This window comes from Streptomonospora mangrovi, from assembly GCF_027604915.1.
In the GTDB taxonomy this organism is placed as follows: Bacteria; Actinomycetota; Actinomycetes; order Streptosporangiales; family Streptosporangiaceae; genus Streptomonospora; species Streptomonospora mangrovi.
In genome coordinates, this window is sequence record NZ_JAJAQC010000050.1 from 1 (window position 1) to 15566 (window position 15566).

Below are 15566 nucleotides of genomic sequence, written 5' to 3' on the forward strand. Positions count from 1 at the left end.
CCGGTTCGCCCGGGGGCGGGGCCGCCGCCGTTGGTGTGTGCTCGGTGTGCTTCGTGTGCTTGCGAGGTGCCCCCCGCAGGGAGCGCCCCGCCGCCCCGGATCAGGTGGCGGTGCTGAAGGTGTCGCGCTCGTAGGGGCCGTCCCACTCCTGGGGCAGCGGGGCGGCCTTGGGCGCCACGCGCTCGACCACCTCGTTGAGCACCCGGCGCACGTAGGGCTCGCCCACCCACAGGTGCTTGGCGCCCTCCACTCCGATGACCTCGGCCTGGGGCACGCGCGCGAAGCGCCGCCGGGCCTCGTCGGGGCGCAGGTAGTCGTCGAACTCCGGCACCAGCGCCACCAGGGGCTTGCCCGACTCCGCCCAGGTGTCCAGGTCGGCGTCGGTGGCGCGGTGCAGCGGCGGCGACAGCAGGATCGCGCCCGCGACCTCGGGGTCGCACCCCCACTTCAGCGCCAACTCGGTGCCGAAGGACCAGCCCAGCAGCCACGGCGCGGGCAGCCCCTCGAACTCGGCGAACTCGATGGCGGCCGCCACGTCGAGGCGCTCGGTCTCGCCCTCGCCGAACTCGCCCTCGCTGGTGCCCTGGCGCGAGGACGTGCCCCGGGTGTTGAAGCGCAGCACCGCCACGTCGGCCAGCGCGGGCAGCCGGAACGCCGCCTTGCGCAGCACATGGCTGTCCATCATCCCCTCGGCCGTGGGCAGCGGGTGCAGGCACACCAGCGTGGCGACCGGATCGCGGTCCTGCGGCAGGGCGAGTTCGCCCACCAGGCGCAGGTCGTCGGCGGTGTGCAGGGTGACGGGGCGGCGCTCGGCGGGCAGCACCGTGGTGGCGCGGATCTGCATGGCTCCTCGGTTCGGGTGGAGGTGCGGGCCAACAAGAGCGGGGCGGGCGGCGGAGGGCGGCGCGGGCGCGGCGGCGGGGCCGGCGGCCCGCGCGTCGGTGGCCGGCGCGGTCAGCGCCGGGGGTGGCGCACGCCCCGGTGGGTGCGCCGCTCCCAGCACGAGGAGTGCCAGTGGCGGCGGTCCTCACCGTCGCCGAAGGGCCGCCAGGCCACGACGTGCGGCATGCCCGGGGGGATCTCCTGGTGGCAGCCGGGGCAGCGGTAGGACTTGGCGGCGGCCGCGCCGGTGATGCGGCGGATGACCCACTCGCCGTCGGGGCCGGACTCGCGGGCCTGGCCGCCCGTGACGCGCAGGAACAGGGCGTCGTCGTCACCGGACGGGCGGCCGCCCCCCTTGCGGAGGGCGCCGCGGCGGGAGGTGTTGCGGCGCGGACTCACCCCTCCAGGGTAGGGGCGCCCCCGGCGGCGCCGGGCAACGGCCCGCCCGGCGGCGCGACGTCACCGCGCGCCGCCGCGGCGGGGCCGGAGGCCGGGCCGACGGCGGGTCAGCGCAGGGTGTCGCGGCCCTCGCGCATGAGGTCGGCCAGCAGCGGCGCCCACTGGATCGACGCCAGGTGGGCGTTGGCCATGCCGCCCAGCACACCGGTGACCCAGCCGACCCCGCGCTCGTCCAGCAGTTCGATCGGCCCCTTGGGGTAGCCGCAGCCGAACCGCATGGCGGTGTCGACGTCCTGGGCGGTGGCGTAGCCGTCGCCGACCATCCGCAGGGCGTCGTCGATGTGGGGGGCCAGCAGCAGGCCGGCGAGGTCGAACCCGTGGGCGCCCGAGCGCACCCGCTCGGCGAGGACGCCGGTGGGAGGTTCCTCGGCGGGGTTGTCGGCGGCGTTGTGGTCGTAGAACCCGCGCCCGGTCTTGCGGCCCAGCCGGCCGGCGGCGACCATGCGCCGCAGCAGGGGCGCCGCGACGAACCGGGGCGAGCGGAACTCCGCCCACAGCACGTCCATGACCGCCAGGCAGACGTCCAGGCCGACCAGGTCGGCCAGGGTCAGCGGCCCCATGGGCAGGCCGGCGTCCTTGGTGATGGCGGTGTCGATCTCCTCGCGCGAGGCCAGGCGGCGCTCGTAGACGCTGATCGCGTCGTTGATGTAGGGCACCAGCAGCGCGTTGGCGACGAACCCGGCGCGGTCGCCGACCACCACGGGGGTCTTGCCGATGCGCTTGGCGACCTCGGCGGTGATCTCGACGGTGGCGGGGGCGGTGGAGACGGTGCCGACCACCTCGGTCAGCTTCATCACCGGCGCGGGGTTGAAGAAGTGCAGGCCCACGACCTTGTCGGGGCGCCCGGTCAGCGCGGCGATCTCGGTGACCGACAGCGAGGAGGTGTTGGTGGCCAGGATGGTGCCCGGCGGGCAGATGCGGTCGAGGTCGGCGAACACGTCGCGCTTGAGGTCCATGCGCTCGGGCACGGCCTCCACCGCGAAGTCGGCGTCGGCCAGGTCCGCGCGGTCGGTGCTGAAGGCGATGCGGCCGAGGATGGTGCGCTCCTCCTCGGCGGTGAGCTTGCCCTTGGCGACGGCCTTGGCCAGCGAGCGCTCGACGTGGGCGCGGCCGCGCTCCAGCGCCGCGCCGTCGATCTCGACCCCTGTCACGTGGAACCCGGCGCGGGCGAACACCTCGGCGATACCGGCGCCCATGGTGCCCAGCCCGACCACACCGACCTTGTCGAATTCCTGCATGGGGTTCACTTTACGCGCTGGTAGCCCGGGGCGCGGGCGGCAGGGGCGCCGTGGGCGGGCCGGGGTGCGGGGGCGGAGACGGCGGCGGGGGCCGGCGGTGCCGGCCCCCGCACCTGTGGCGGCCGCGGCGCGCGGGCGCCGCGGCCGGCTGTCAGCAGTCGACGAGTTCGGGGGTCTGGTTGAGCACCTGGGCTCTGGGGGTGACGAAGTCGGTGTAGGCGGAGTCGGCCTCGGGCCGGAACAGGGCCACCCGGTGGCAGTTCTGGAAGGCCAGGCGCATGCCGAAGTGGCGCTCGACGGCGCCGCGCATGGCGTCGCTCGCCAGCAGGCGCAGGAGCTGGCCGCGCTCGGCCTCGCCGGGCGGCGGAACCTCGTTGGCCTCGTAGCCGGCCTCGGCGGTCGCGGCGCGCTCGGCCAGACCGCTGACCAAACTCCAGGCGTACGGCAGTGACTCCTGGATGCAGGCGATGAAGTCGGCGTCGCCGACCGGGCCGCGCCTCGCCTTGCTCAGGAGTTCCGGTGAAACCGTAAGCGACATTGGATGTCCCTATCTTGTCTGTGGCAGACCGCCGCGCGGACCCCTCCCTGACCGGCGCAAACCGATCGGATCCGCGCACCTTCCTGCGACGTTAGCCCCCGCACGCAGAGACGTCACGGGACGTCAAGGCCATACCTGACTAGCCTCGACGCCATATGAAAATAGTTATCGTTTTCATCCGGCGCCACCGGAACCGCTGGAACGCCCGCCACACAAGGCGTGAGGCGCACCACACCCCTGCGGCCAACGCCCCCCGCGCGGTCCCCCGGCGCGGCTAGGATCGTGCAGCGTGAGACTCGTGATCGCCCGGTGCAGCGTCGACTACGTCGGCCGCCTCACCGCCCACCTGCCCATGGCCCCCCGGCTGATCCTCTTCAAGGCCGACGGCTCGGTCTCGGTGCACGCCGACGACCGCGCCTTCAAGCCGCTGAACTGGATGAACCCCCCGTGCACGGTGCGCGAGTCCGCCGACGACGACGGCACCCAGATTTGGACCGTCACCCACGGCAAGTCCGGCGAGAAGCTGGTGCTGCGCATCGAGGAGGTCAGCCACGACAGCTCCCACGAGCTGGGCGTGGACCCCGGCCTCCAGAAGGACGGCGTGGAGGCCCACCTCCAGGAGCTGCTGGCCGAGCACATCACCACCCTGGGCGAGGGCTACACCCTGATCCGGCGGGAGTACCCCACCGCCATCGGCCCGGTCGACATCCTCTGCCGCGACGGCTCGGGCGCCACCGTGGCCGTGGAGCTGAAGCGGCGCGGCGACATCGACGGCGTGGAGCAGCTCACCCGCTACCTGGAACTCCTCAACCGCGACCCCGCGCTCACCCCGGTGCGCGGCATCTTCGCGGCCCAGGAGATCAAGCCGCAGGCGCGCGTGCTGGCCACCGACCGCGGGATCGGCTGCGTCACCCTCGACTACGACGCCCTGCGCGGCATCGAGCCCGACACCCCGCGCCTGTTCTAGCCCCGGGCCTCTTGGCACAGCCCGCCACCCCGGCCGCAGCCGGTCCACCGGGCCGCTCCGCCCTGCCCGGACCCGCCCACCGCTGACCGGCTCTGACCAGCCCGTCGAGCCCGCCGGTCCGGCCCAGGCGCCCCGGAGTCCTCGCGCGTCCGCCACCCCGATCCGGGAACCGTTCATCACACCACACAACTCCGACATCACGGAAGGTGTGTGGCTGAATGTGGCAAGTATGCGCGTATCGTCTTGCTGTCGCGCGACCCCGGTGACAGGCTCGCGATACCTCGCACCAGTTGCGCCCGCCCGGTCACCCCGGGTAGACGGGCGCGCCCACAGGAGGACTCAAGTGCCCACCCGTGAACCTGGACCATCCCCCCGGCCGCTCCGCCGCGGCCGGCGCCCCGCCGAGCCCGGGCGCGCCTCCGGCGGACCGGGCCGCGGCGGTGCCGTGCGCCTGATCGGCGCCGGATCCGCCGTCGTCCTCGCCTTCGGCCTCGGCCTGGCGCCCGGCACGGCCCACGCCGACGACGCCGTGCTGCCGACCCTGGTCACCCCCGGCGGCATCCGCGAGCACCTGGAGAACCTCTCCACGATCGCCGAGTACAACGGCGGCAACCGGGCCACCAGCACCCCCGGCTACGACGTCGCCGCCGACTACGTGGTCGACCAGCTCAAGCGCGCCGGGTACAAGCCGCGCCGCGTCGACTACGACTACGAGCTGTGGGTGGAGAACTCCGACCCCGTCCTGGCCCAGACCGCGCCCGAGCCGCGCGAGTTCGCCTACCCCGACGAGTTCGCGACCATGAACTACTCCGGGGCCGGCGACGTCACCGCGCCGGGCGTGGCGGTCAACACCGGCAGCGCCGAGAGCGGCTGCGCCCCCGCCGACTTCGCCGACTTCCCCCAGGGCGCCATCGCGCTCATCATGCGCGGCACCTGCACCTTCCAGCAGAAGGCGCAGAACGCCGCCGACGCCGGCGCGGCCGGCGCCGTGGTCATCAACAACGTCGAGGGCCCGATCAACGGCACCGTCGGCGAGACCTCCACCATCCCGGTCGTGGGCGCCACGGCCGCCGCCGGCGAGGCGCTGCTGGCGGCCGGCGAGGGCCTGGAGCTGCACCTGGCCGTGGACTCCCAGGTGCGCCAGGAGTCCTCCTACAACATCGTCGCCGACAGCCGCCAGGGCCGCGCCGACAACGTGGTCATGGTCGGCGCCCACCTCGACAGCGTCCCCGAGGGCGCGGGCATGAACGACAACGGCAGCGGCGTGGCCACCGTCCTGGAGACCGCCCAGCAGTTCGCCAAGCTGGACGACCCGGCCAACCGCGTGCGGTTCGCGTTCTGGGGCACCGAGGAGGAGGGCCTGATCGGCTCCACCCGCTACGTCGAGGGCCTCACCGAGCGCCAGCGCGAGCGGATCGCGCTCTACCTGAACTTCGACATGCTGGGCTCGCCCAACTACGGCCGGTTCGTCTACGACGGCCGCGGCGAACTGGACGACTCCCTGCCGCCGCCCTCGGGCTCGGGCGCCATCCAGAAGACGTTCGAGGACTACTTCAGCGAGCGCGGCCTGGTCACCGAGCCGACGCCGTTCAACGGCCGCTCCGACTACAGCGCCTTCATGGAGGCGGGGATCCCCTCGGGCGGCCTGTTCAGCGGCGGCGACGGCACCAAGACCGAGCAGCAGGTGGAGTACTACGGCGGCACGGCCGGGGTGGACTTCGACCCCAACTACCACACCGCCCAGGACGACCTCGACAACGTCAACATGGAGGCCGTGGACCAGCTCTCCGACGGCGTGGCCTACGCCGTGGAGACCTACGCCCACAGCACCCTGCCGGTCAACGGGGTGGCCCGCACCTACCAGGACCAGGAGTTCGACCCGGCCCGCAAGGGCGACCTCTGGCTGCGGTAACCGTCCTACCGCAGACGGCGCCCGTGGACGAGGCGATGCGCTCCTCGTCCACGGGCGCTCCGTGTGACCGGCCCCCCGGATACCGTGCGGCAACCGAGGCGACCGGCCGGGGTGCCGCGCGCCGCGAAAGCTCCCCCCGACCAGGGTGGATGGCCCGGCCCCCCGACCCCGGCCATCCACCCCAGCGGTCGCGGCGCGCCGCTCGCGCCGGCGCGCGCTGGTCGGTCGAATGGCCCCCGCTGTCCACACCCGAACAGCACCGCGCGCCCCGGCGTCAAGGCAACTACTCTGAGTAGTTCACCCACTCCATAAGGTATCAGCACCGCGTCAGGGCCACACCCTTCGATGCCGAACGGTTATCCGCGCGGGGCGCGCCCCGCCGCCCCCGGCCTAGAGTGGGCGGCATGACCAACCGGGACTCCGACACCCCCGTCGTGCTCTCCAGGATCTACACCCGCGTCGGCGACGACGGCACCACCGCCCTGGGCGACATGAGCCGCACCCGCAAGACCGACACCCGCCTGGCCGCCTACGCCGACGTCGAGGAGGCCAACGCCGCCATCGGCACCGCGCTCGCTCTGGGCCGCGACATCCCCGACCACGTCCGCGCGGTCCTGGGCCGCGTGCAGAACGAACTGTTCGACCTCGGGGCCGACCTGTCGCGGCCCGTGGCGCCGGCCGAGGAGGCGGCGGAGTACCCGCCGCTGCGGGTGGAGGCGGCCTACATCGAGCGCCTGGAGGCCGACTGCGACCGCTACAACGCCGACCTGCCGACCCTGCGCAGCTTCCTGCTGCCCGGCGGCACGCCGGCGGTGGCCCTCATGCACACCGCCCGGGTGGTCACCCGCCGCGCCGAACGGGCCGCCTGGGCGGCGGTCGAGGAGCACGGCGACACGGTCAACCCGCTGACCGCCCGCTACCTCAACCGGCTCTCCGACCTGCTGTTCGTCCTGTGCCGGGTGCTGGCCCCGGCCGGGACCGAGGTGCTGTGGAAGCCGGGCGGCGAGCGCTGAGCACTCCCCCGCCGGGCGGCGGCGCGCGGCCGGACCCGCCCGGCGGACCGGCGCGGTCGGTGCCGGTGGCGCCGACCGCGCGGCCGGGGCTAGCCCGCGCCCTCGGCGAGTTCGCGCTCGACCGCCTCGACCTTGCTGGTCAGGCCGTCGGTGACCCCTTCGCGGATGTCGGCCTTGAGCACCAGGCTGACCCGCGAGGAGCCCTCGCCGGCGGCGGCCACCGCCCGCTTGACGACGTCCATGACCTCGTCCCACTCGCCCTCGACGCTGGTGAACATCGCGTCGGTGCGGTTGGGCAGGCCGCTCTCGCGCACCACGCGCACGGCGCGCGCCACCGCCGGGGCGACCGAGTCGCCGGTACCCATCGGACTCACTGAGAATGCCACGATCATGGAGCCAGCCTAGGCCGCGGCCGCCGCGCTGTCGCGTACGGATGCCCGGCGGGGCGGCCCGGTGCGGCGGGGGGCGGCGAGCGGCGGGGCGCTAGGACTGCCAGATGGTCCCCGGCGGCATCGACTCCAGCCACGACAGGAACCCGGTGAGCGCGCCCTCGGTCATCGCCAGCTCATAGACCGGCTCGGTGGGGTCGGAGCCGTCGGCGGCCTGCCAGCCGACCGCCACGACCACCAGGTCCATGGTCAGCTCGGTCAGGTCGGCCGGGGTGGGGGTGCGGCGGGCCATAACGACGAGGCCGCGGCGCGACAGTTCGACTGTCGGCCGCGGCCACAGGGAGAAGATCCGGTACCAGCGCAGCTCCTGGCTGCCGTAGCGCCCGAACCCCATGCGCCAGGGGGTCGGGCGGGGTCCCGCCCCCACACGCAGGTAGCACTCGACCCCGCCGCCGCCCCGCTCCAGGACGAACCGCCGCCCGGTGACGGCCAGCAGGCCCAGCAGCGTCAGCACCAGGAGCGCGATGAAGACCCATTCGGCGACGAGGAACCACGCCTGCCCGAGTATCCGCTCCTGCACTGACGCCTCTCCTTGCTCGGCCCGCCGCTCAGACGGTCTCGCCGACGGCCTGGAGGCGGCTGCGCGCCCGCGCGGCGCGCGCCAGGGTGTCCACGTCCTCGGGGGACAGGCCGCCCGACTCCACGTCGCGCAGCGCCGCCTTGGCGCGCTCGACGTCGATGTCCTCGGCCAGCTCGGCGACCTCGGCCAGGATCGAGACCCGGTTGTCCTGGGACACGACCATGAACCCGCCGTGCACCGCCGCCCGGACCTCGCCGTTCTCGCGGCCGCCCAGCACCCGCACCACCGCGCCCGGCGCGAGCAGCGCCAGCACCGGGGTGTGCCCGGGCATCACGCCGACCTCGCCTTCGGTGGTCTTGGCGATGACCATGCCGCCCTCGCCGGCCCACAGCTCGCGCTCGGGCGAGACGATCTCGACGAAAAGCTTCTTCGACACTGCCACAAACTCCTCTGCTCGTGGGCGGTTTCACGCGGACGCGGCCGGCCGGTGCGGCCGGCCGCGCCCCGCGAAGCGCCATAGCCATGCAGCGTCTTCGCCTTCTCGACGGCCATCTCGATGTTGCCGACGTCCAGGAACGCCTGCTCGGGCAGGTGGTCGTACTCGCCGTCGCAGACCGCCTTGAACGAGGCGATGGTCTCCTCCAGCGGAACGAACACGCCCGGGTTGCCGGTGAACTTCTCGGCGACGAACATGTTCTGCGAGAGGAACCGCTCCAGGCGCCGCGCCCGCTCGACGATGATCTTGTCCTCTTCGGACAGCTCGTCGATACCCAGGATCGCGATCTGGTCCTGGAGGTCGTTGTTGCGCTGGAGGATGCCGATCACGCGCTGGGCGACGTCGTAGTGCTCCTGGCCCACGTACTGCGGGTCGAGGATGCGCGAGGTCGACGCCAGCGGGTCCACCGCCGGGTAGATGCCCTTCTGCGAGATCGGGCGCGACAGCTCGGTGGTGGCGTCCAGGTGGGCGAAGGTGGTCGCCGGAGCGGGGTCGGTGTAGTCGTCCGCGGGCACGTAGATCGCCTGCATCGAGGTGATCGAGTTGCCGCGGGTCGAGGTGATCCGCTCCTGGAGGATGCCCATCTCGTCGGCGAGGTTGGGCTGGTAGCCCACCGCGGAGGGCATGCGGCCCAGCAGGGTCGAGACCTCCGACCCGGCCTGGGTGAACCGGAAGATGTTGTCGATGAACAGCAGCACGTCCTGGTTCTGCACATCGCGGAAGTACTCCGCCATGGTCAGCGCGGACAGCGCCACGCGCAGCCGGGTGCCCGGCGGCTCGTCCATCTGGCCGAAGACGAGGGCGGTGTCCTGGAGGACCTCCATCTCGTCCATCTCCAGGAACAGGTCGGTGCCCTCACGGGTGCGCTCGCCCACACCGGCGAACACCGACACACCGCCGAAGTTGCGGGCGATACGCGTGATCATCTCCTGGATGAGCACGGTCTTGCCCACACCGGCGCCGCCGAACAGGCCGATCTTGCCGCCGCGCACATAAGGCGTCAGCAGGTCGATGACCTTGATGCCGGTCACCATCATCTCGGTCTTCGACTCCAACTGGTCGAAGGCCGGGGCCTTGCGGTGGATCGGCCAGCGCTCGGTGACCTTCAGCTCCGAGGCGGGGACGTCCAGGGGCTCGCCCAGCGTGTTGAACACGTGGCCCTTGACGCCGTCGCCCACGGGGACGCTGATCGGCTCGCCGGTGTCGCGGACCTCGGCGCCGCGGACCATGCCGTCCTGCGGGGCGAGGCTGATGGTGCGGACCAGGTTGTCGCCGAGGTGCTGGGCGACCTCCAGGGTCAGCGTCTTGGTCTCGCCCCCGAGGGTGACATCGGTGTGGAGGGCGTTGTAGATGGGCGGGAGGGCGTCGGCGGGGAACTCCACGTCGACGACCGGGCCGGTGACCCGGGCGATCCGCCCGGTGGCCGTGCCAGGCGTGGCCGTCCCTTCAACAGTCGCAGTCACTTCTCTTACTCACTTCCCGCGCGGGCAGCGGCGAGCGCGTCAGCGCCGCCGACGATCTCGCTAATCTCGTTGGTGATCTCCGCCTGGCGGGCCTGGTTGGCCTGGCGGGTCAGGGTCTTGGCAAGCTCCTCGGCGTTGTCGGTCGCCGCCTTCATGGCGTTGCGGCGCGACGCCTGCTGCGATGCGGCCGACTCCAGGAGCGCGAAATAGATCCGGTTGGTGACGTACTGGGGCAGGAGCTGGTTCAGCGCCTCCTCGGCGGAGGGCTCGAAGTCGTACAGGGGCAGCGGACCGCCCTGCTCGGCCTCCAGCACCTCGGCGTCGACCTCCTCCACCTCCAGCGGCAGCGCCCGGTGGGAGGCCGCCTTCTGGGTGAGCATCGAGATGAACTCGGTGGAGACGATGTGGATCTCGTCGACGCCGTCCTCGGTGGCGCTGTCCTTGGTGAAGCGGTCCATCAGCTCCGAGGCGATCTCCTTGGCGTCGGCGTAGGAGGGGCGCTCGGTGATGCCCTCCCACGTCCGCTCCATGGGCCGCTGCCGGAACTGGTTGAACGCGATGCCCTTGCGGCCCACCACGTACTGGACGACGTCCTTGCCCTGGTCGCGCAGCAGCGCGCCCAGGCGCTCGGACTCCTTGATCGCGTTGGCCGTGTACGCGCCGGCGAGCCCCTTGTCGCTGGTGATGACCAGGACGGCCGCCCGGGTCGGGTTCTCCGACTCGGTCAGCAGCGGGTGGTCGGTGACGCGCTGCGCCAGTGCCGACACCGCCCTGGTGATCTCCCGCGCGTACGGGCCCGCCGCCTCGACCGCCCGCTGCGCCTTGGTGATGCGGGTGGTGGCGATCAGTTCCATCGCGCGGGTGATCTTCGCCATCGACTTGGTCGAGCGGATCCGCCGGCGGTAGACGCGAAGCTGTGCTCCCATGGGCTACTTCCCGGAACTCTTGGCGACCTTGATGGTCTCCTGGCCGACCTGGCTCTCCTCAAGCGCCTCGGCCTCCTCCTCGGTGCCCAGCACGGTGCCGGCCGAGGTCTGGAAGGTGGCCTTGAACTCCGCGACGGCCTCCTTGAGCGCGGCCTCGGTCTCCTCCTCGAACTTCTCGCTCTCGCGGATGTTGTCGAGGACCTTGCCGTGCTCGCGGGCGAGGAAGTCCAGGAAGTCCTCCTCGAAGCGGCGCACGTCCTCCACGGGGACGTCGTCGAGCTGGCCGGTGGTGCCCGCCCAGATCGAGACGACCTCCTTCTCCATGGAGAACGGGGCGTACTGGCCCTGCTTGAGCAGCTCCATCAGCCGCTCGCCGCGCTCCAGTTGCGCCTTGGAGACCGCGTCGAGGTCGGAGCCGAACGCGGCGAACGCCTGGAGTTCGCGGTACTGGGCCAGGCCCAGCCGCAGCGAACCGGTGACCTTGCGGATGGCCTTGGTCTGGGCGGCGCCGCCCACACGCGACACCGACACACCGACGTTGATCGCCGGGCGCTGGCCCTGGTTGAACAGGTCGGTCTCCAGGAAGACCTGGCCGTCGGTGATGGAGATGACGTTGGTCGGGATGTAGGCCGACACGTCGTTGGCCTTGGTCTCGATGATCGGCAGACCGGTCATCGAGCCCGCGCCCATGTCGTCGGAGAGCTTGGCGCAGCGCTCCAGCAGCCGGGAGTGCAGGTAGAACACGTCACCGGGGTAGGCTTCGCGGCCCGGCGGGCGGCGCAGCAGCAGCGACACCGCGCGGTAGGCCTCGGCCTGCTTGGTGAGGTCGTCGAAGACGATCAGCACGTGCTTGCCGTCGTACATCCAGTGCTGGCCGATGGCCGAACCGGTGTAGGGCGCCAGGTACTTGAAGCCGGCGGGGTCGGAGGCCGGGGCGGCGACGATGGTGGTGTACTCCATCGCGCCGGACTCCTCCAGCGCGCGGCGCACGCCGGCGATGGTGGAGCCCTTCTGGCCGACGGCGACGTAGATGCAGCGGACCTGCTTCTTGGGGTCGCCCGACTCCCAGTTGGCCTTCTGGTTGATGATCGTGTCGATGCCGATGGCGGTCTTGCCGGTCTGGCGGTCGCCGATGATCAACTGGCGCTGGCCGCGCCCGATCGGGGTCAGGGCGTCGATGGCCTTGAGACCGGTCTGCATCGGCTCGCCCACCGGCTGCCGCTTCATGACCGAGGGGGCCTGGAGTTCGAGGTCGCGGCGCTCGGTGGTCGCGATCTCGCCCTGGCCGTCGATCGGGTTGCCCAGCGGGTCCACGACCCGGCCGAGGTAGTTGTCGCCCACCGGAACCGAGAGGACCTGGCCGGTGCGGCGCACCGCCTGGCCCTCCTCGATGTGGGTGAAGTCGCCCAGGACGATGGCGCCGATCTCGCCGATCTCCAGGTTCTGGGCCAGGCCCAGGGTGCCGTCTTCGAATTGCAGCAGCTCGTTCGCCATCGCCGAGGGAAGGCCACCGACGCGCGCGATTCCGTCACCGGAGTAGGTGACGGTTCCGATCTCCTCGCGTGCGGCGGCGTCGGGCTCGTACGACTGGACGAAGCGCTGTAGCGCGTTCCGGATCTCCTCCGGCCGGATCGTCAGCTCCGCCATCTCACGTATGTCCTTGCTCTCGAATGGCGCCGCGTTGCCCGGCGCCGGTGCGTTGTGCTTGGGGGTGGATCGTCGCCTCAGCCGGCCAGGCGGCGTCGGACCTCACTCAGCCGCCCGGCGATCGTGCCGTCGATGACCTCGTCGCCCACGCGGATGGACAGGCCACCCAGGACCTTCGGATCGACGTCGATGTTCAGGTGGATCGGCCGGCCGTAGGCCCGCGAGAGGGTGGTGCGCAGGCGGTCCTGCTGGGCTTCGCTGAGCGCGACGGCCGTGCGCACCAGGGCGACGTACCGCTGCGCGCGCTCGGCCACGAGCTGGCCGTAGTACTCCAGGCCCTGCTCCAGGGTACGTCCCCGGGGACGGGTCACGACCTCGGTGACCAGGGCCGATGTGGCGGGGTCGGTCTTGCCGCCGAGCAGGGACTCCACCAGGCGCGCCTTGGCGCCGGTGTCGGCCGCGTCGTTGGTCAGGGCCGCGCGCAGCTCGGGCTCACCGGAGAGGATCCGGCCGAACCGGAACAGCTCGTCCTCGACCTCGCCCAGCCGCTGCTCGCTCTCGGCGCCGGCGACCGTCGCGAAGACGGCCGCCCGCTCCACCGCGGCGACCAGGTCGCGCGGGTTGGACCAGCGGGCCTGGACGATGTCGCCGACCACCAGGATGGTGGAGGGCGACACCTTGGCCTCCAGGAGGTTCCCCGCCAGGCCGGACTTGCCCTCGGCGGGGTTGGCCGGGTCGGCCAGCCACCGCCGGAGGGTGTGCTCGCGGTCCAGCAGGGCCGCGACCTCGAACAGCTCGCGGCCCAGGGCGGCGGTGTCGGCCGAGGCCAGCAGGGACCCCAGCCGCTCGGTGACCGACTCCAGGGAGGTGCGGCTGATACCTCGCATCAGCGCACCTCGGCCTGGGAGGCGGTGCCGCTCCGCTCCAGCTCGTCCAGGAACCGGTCGATGACGCGGTTCTGGGCGGCGGTGTCGGAGAGGGTCTCGCCGACGATGCGGGCGGCGAGGTCGGTCGACAGGGCGCCGATCTCACCGCGCAACTGGGCGAAGGCGTGCTGGCGGTCGGCCTCGATCTGGGCGTGTGCGGCGTCGAGGATCCGCTGCGCCTCGGCCTGGGCCTCCTCGCGCGCCTCGGCGATGATCGCCGCCCGCTGCTCCTTGGCCTTCTCCAGCTCCCGCGCGTACTCGCGGTGCGCCTCTTCCAGCTTCTCGCGGTACTGCTGGCGGATCTCCTCCGCCTCCGCCTCGGCCTTCTGGGCGCGCTCGATGCCGCCCTCGATCTGGTTGGCGCGCTCGTCGAGAGCGGCCATCAGCCGCGGCCACATGCGGTAGACCACCACGGCGAAGAGCACGAAGGCGATCGTGCCGAAGGTGAACTCATCCCAGTGGATCCGCAGGATGTTGGGCTCCTCGTGCCCCTGCGCCAAAATCATGGCCGGCATCTCCTAGCTCGAAAAAGCGGACTACTGCTGGATCAGCGCGAGCACGAAGCCGAGGATGGCGAGCGCCTCGACGACCGCGAAGCCGAAGATCATCTGGGTCTGGAGCATGCCGCGGGCCTCGGGCTGGCGGGCGATGGCCTGCACGCCCATGCCGAAGATCAGACCGACACCGATACCGGGGCCGATGGCGGCGAGGCCGTAACCGATGGTCGCGAGGCTACCGGTGATTTCCATTGATTTCCCTTTACTCGAACACGCCGACGGGTATGGGTTCCGCCGGTCTGACGTTGCTTCTTGCGGACTAGGGGTCGAGACGGCGCACGCGGCTCCCGAGGGGAGGACCCGCTAGTGCGCACCCTCCATCGCCTCACCGATGTAGACCGAGGCGAGCAGGACGAACACGTAGGCCTGGACGGCCATGATGAACAGCTCGAACACCGTGAACACCAGGAACCCGAACAGCGCGATGCCGGAGTAGAGCACCGACACACCGCCGAGCACGGGGCCCATGGGGCTCATGGGGTTGAACATGTAGAACCCGGCCGCCGCGAACACCGCCAGCAGCAGGTGGCCGGCGAACATCACCGCGAAGAGCCGGACCGCGTGGGTGAACGGCCGGATCACGAAGTTGGAGATCGCCTCGATCGGCACCACGACCGGCAGCAGGTAGCCCGGCACTCCGGCGGGCACCATGCGGGCCTTGAAGTGGGCGCCCACGCCGTGGCGGCGGATGCCCACCGCGTTCCACAGCAGGTAGATGAAGAGGGCCAGCACCGCGGGGAACGCCAGGTTGCTGGTGACGGGCAGTTGCAGCCCGGGGATGAGACCCATCACGTTCATCGTGAAGATGAAGATGAAGAGGGTCACCATCAGCGGGATGTACTTGTCGCCCGCCTTGCCCATGGTGTTGCGGGTGATCTGGTCGCGGACGAAGGCCACGAACAGCTCGGCCACGCTCTGCGCCCGAGTGGGCACCACCTTGGGGTTGCGGGTGGTGAAGTACCAGAACGCCATGGACACCAGCGTGGCCACGATCAGGACCAGCAGGTACTTGGTGATTCCGGAGGTGCCGGGAAGACCGAACTCCACCCAGGGGGCGGGGAAGAAGAGCTCCGTGGTGGGGGCCTGGAACCCACATCCGAAGTCGTTGAAGATGTGGCAGCCTTCTTCTTGGGCGGCACTGTGCACGGCAGCACTCCCGTTGGTGTGTACGTTCACCGGTCCTCGCTCGCTACGCGGACGGTGCGGACAGGCTGCGCGACGGCGCCGACCACCACGCTCCCGCGGAGGGCTCCCTCACGGCGAACCCATTCGTCGTGACGCAACTCAATCCTCGATGTATACGGCGGCACCGCGCCGCGGACCCTGGGCCGCGGGGGTACCGGAGTGGACTTTCAGGAGCGGACGTAGGGGACCACGATCAGATAGATCGCGCCCGCCATACCGAGGAGCACGCCGATCGGCAGGAACACCGTCGACAACCCCAGCAGCCAGTCCGCCAACCAGCCCGCGCCGCCGAAGACGAGCGGGCCTGCCAGCAGGTAGGAGAAGAGCGTCATCCCGTCGGCTTCCGGCGACTTCGGGGCCTCGCCGGTTCCTGGACGATCGTTCATCT

General features: G+C 71.6%; 17 protein-coding genes and 1 pseudogene. 3 read left to right on the forward strand and 15 right to left on the reverse strand.

All coding sequences use genetic code 11. From position 1 onward, the window contains the following. Positions 1-100: 100 nt before the first annotated feature. The 4 genes from LG943_RS22735 to LG943_RS22750 form a co-directional block, all read right to left on the reverse strand. Positions 101-844 carry an alpha/beta hydrolase gene (locus tag LG943_RS22735; RefSeq protein WP_270074388.1) on the reverse strand — a complete coding sequence of 248 codons (744 nt, stop codon included), beginning with the start codon at positions 842-844 and terminating at the stop codon, positions 101-103. 110 nt (positions 845-954) lie between these two features. Then, on the reverse strand, positions 955-1281 hold the full coding sequence (locus tag LG943_RS22740) for an ATP/GTP-binding protein (protein ID WP_270074389.1): 327 nt from the start codon (positions 1279-1281) through the stop codon (positions 955-957). Between the two features lie 107 nt (positions 1282-1388). Then, positions 1389-2579 carry a 3-hydroxyacyl-CoA dehydrogenase gene (locus tag LG943_RS22745; protein ID WP_270074390.1) on the reverse strand — a complete coding sequence of 397 codons (1191 nt, stop codon included), beginning with the start codon at positions 2577-2579 and terminating at the stop codon, positions 1389-1391. Between the two features lie 151 nt (positions 2580-2730). Further along, a complete protein-coding gene (locus LG943_RS22750) occupies positions 2731-3117 on the reverse strand; it encodes an SCO5389 family protein (protein ID WP_270074391.1) in 387 nt (128 codons plus the stop codon). Positions 3118-3406: 289 nt separating this feature from the next. On the opposite strand from LG943_RS22750, the gene nucS reads away from it, so the two are divergent. The 3 genes from nucS to LG943_RS22765 all read left to right on the forward strand — a co-directional run bounded on the left by nucS (position 3407) and on the right by LG943_RS22765 (position 7009). Next, a complete protein-coding gene (gene nucS, locus LG943_RS22755; RefSeq protein ID WP_270074392.1) occupies positions 3407-4084 on the forward strand; it encodes an endonuclease NucS in 678 nt (225 codons plus the stop codon). A gap of 445 nt (positions 4085-4529) precedes the next feature. Beyond that, the gene (locus LG943_RS22760) at positions 4530-5996 is read left to right on the forward strand and encodes a M20/M25/M40 family metallo-hydrolase (protein ID WP_270074393.1); all 1467 of its coding nucleotides are present in this window, start codon (positions 4530-4532) and stop codon (positions 5994-5996) included. A gap of 404 nt (positions 5997-6400) precedes the next feature. Further along, entirely contained in the window at positions 6401-7009 is a 609-nt protein-coding gene (locus LG943_RS22765; protein ID WP_270074394.1) for a cob(I)yrinic acid a,c-diamide adenosyltransferase, read from the forward strand. Between the two features lie 89 nt (positions 7010-7098). Here the strand turns inward: LG943_RS22765 and LG943_RS22770 are convergent, their stop codons facing one another. From LG943_RS22770 to LG943_RS22820, 11 genes and pseudogenes are all read right to left on the reverse strand, one after another. Then, positions 7099-7401: an MTH1187 family thiamine-binding protein gene (locus tag LG943_RS22770; protein WP_270074395.1), complete on the reverse strand. Its 303-nt coding sequence runs from the start codon at positions 7399-7401 to the stop codon at positions 7099-7101. Between the two features lie 91 nt (positions 7402-7492). Next, positions 7493-7978: a DUF2550 domain-containing protein gene (locus tag LG943_RS22775; protein WP_270074396.1), complete on the reverse strand. Its 486-nt coding sequence runs from the start codon at positions 7976-7978 to the stop codon at positions 7493-7495. A gap of 28 nt (positions 7979-8006) precedes the next feature. Next, positions 8007-8414: a F0F1 ATP synthase subunit epsilon gene (locus LG943_RS22780; RefSeq protein WP_270074397.1), complete on the reverse strand. Its 408-nt coding sequence runs from the start codon at positions 8412-8414 to the stop codon at positions 8007-8009. A gap of 89 nt (positions 8415-8503) precedes the next feature. Continuing rightward, positions 8504-9937 (reverse strand): annotated as a pseudogene (gene atpD / locus LG943_RS22785) (F0F1 ATP synthase subunit beta); the annotation flags it as partial. A 5-nt stretch (positions 9938-9942) separates the two neighbouring features. Further along, entirely contained in the window at positions 9943-10863 is a 921-nt protein-coding gene (locus tag LG943_RS22790; RefSeq protein ID WP_270074398.1) for a F0F1 ATP synthase subunit gamma, read from the reverse strand. Between the two features lie 3 nt (positions 10864-10866). Beyond that, positions 10867-12510 carry a F0F1 ATP synthase subunit alpha gene (atpA, locus tag LG943_RS22795; protein ID WP_270074399.1) on the reverse strand — a complete coding sequence of 548 codons (1644 nt, stop codon included), beginning with the start codon at positions 12508-12510 and terminating at the stop codon, positions 10867-10869. A 77-nt stretch (positions 12511-12587) separates the two neighbouring features. Continuing rightward, the gene (locus tag LG943_RS22800) at positions 12588-13397 is read right to left on the reverse strand and encodes a F0F1 ATP synthase subunit delta (RefSeq protein ID WP_270074400.1); all 810 of its coding nucleotides are present in this window, start codon (positions 13395-13397) and stop codon (positions 12588-12590) included. Next, positions 13397-13951: a F0F1 ATP synthase subunit B gene (gene atpF / locus LG943_RS22805; protein ID WP_270074401.1), complete on the reverse strand. Its 555-nt coding sequence runs from the start codon at positions 13949-13951 to the stop codon at positions 13397-13399. The genes LG943_RS22800 and atpF overlap by 1 nt, the downstream gene beginning before the upstream one ends. Before the next feature lie 21 nt (positions 13952-13972). Next, complete coding sequence (atpE, locus tag LG943_RS22810) at positions 13973-14185, reverse strand: ATP synthase F0 subunit C (RefSeq protein WP_179767334.1); 213 nt, start codon at positions 14183-14185, stop codon at positions 13973-13975. A 111-nt stretch (positions 14186-14296) separates the two neighbouring features. Further along, complete coding sequence (gene atpB, locus LG943_RS22815; protein WP_270074438.1) at positions 14297-15139, reverse strand: F0F1 ATP synthase subunit A; 843 nt, start codon at positions 15137-15139, stop codon at positions 14297-14299. 206 nt (positions 15140-15345) lie between these two features. Then, the gene (locus LG943_RS22820) at positions 15346-15564 is read right to left on the reverse strand and encodes an AtpZ/AtpI family protein (RefSeq protein ID WP_270074402.1); all 219 of its coding nucleotides are present in this window, start codon (positions 15562-15564) and stop codon (positions 15346-15348) included. Positions 15565-15566: the final 2 nt, after the last annotated feature.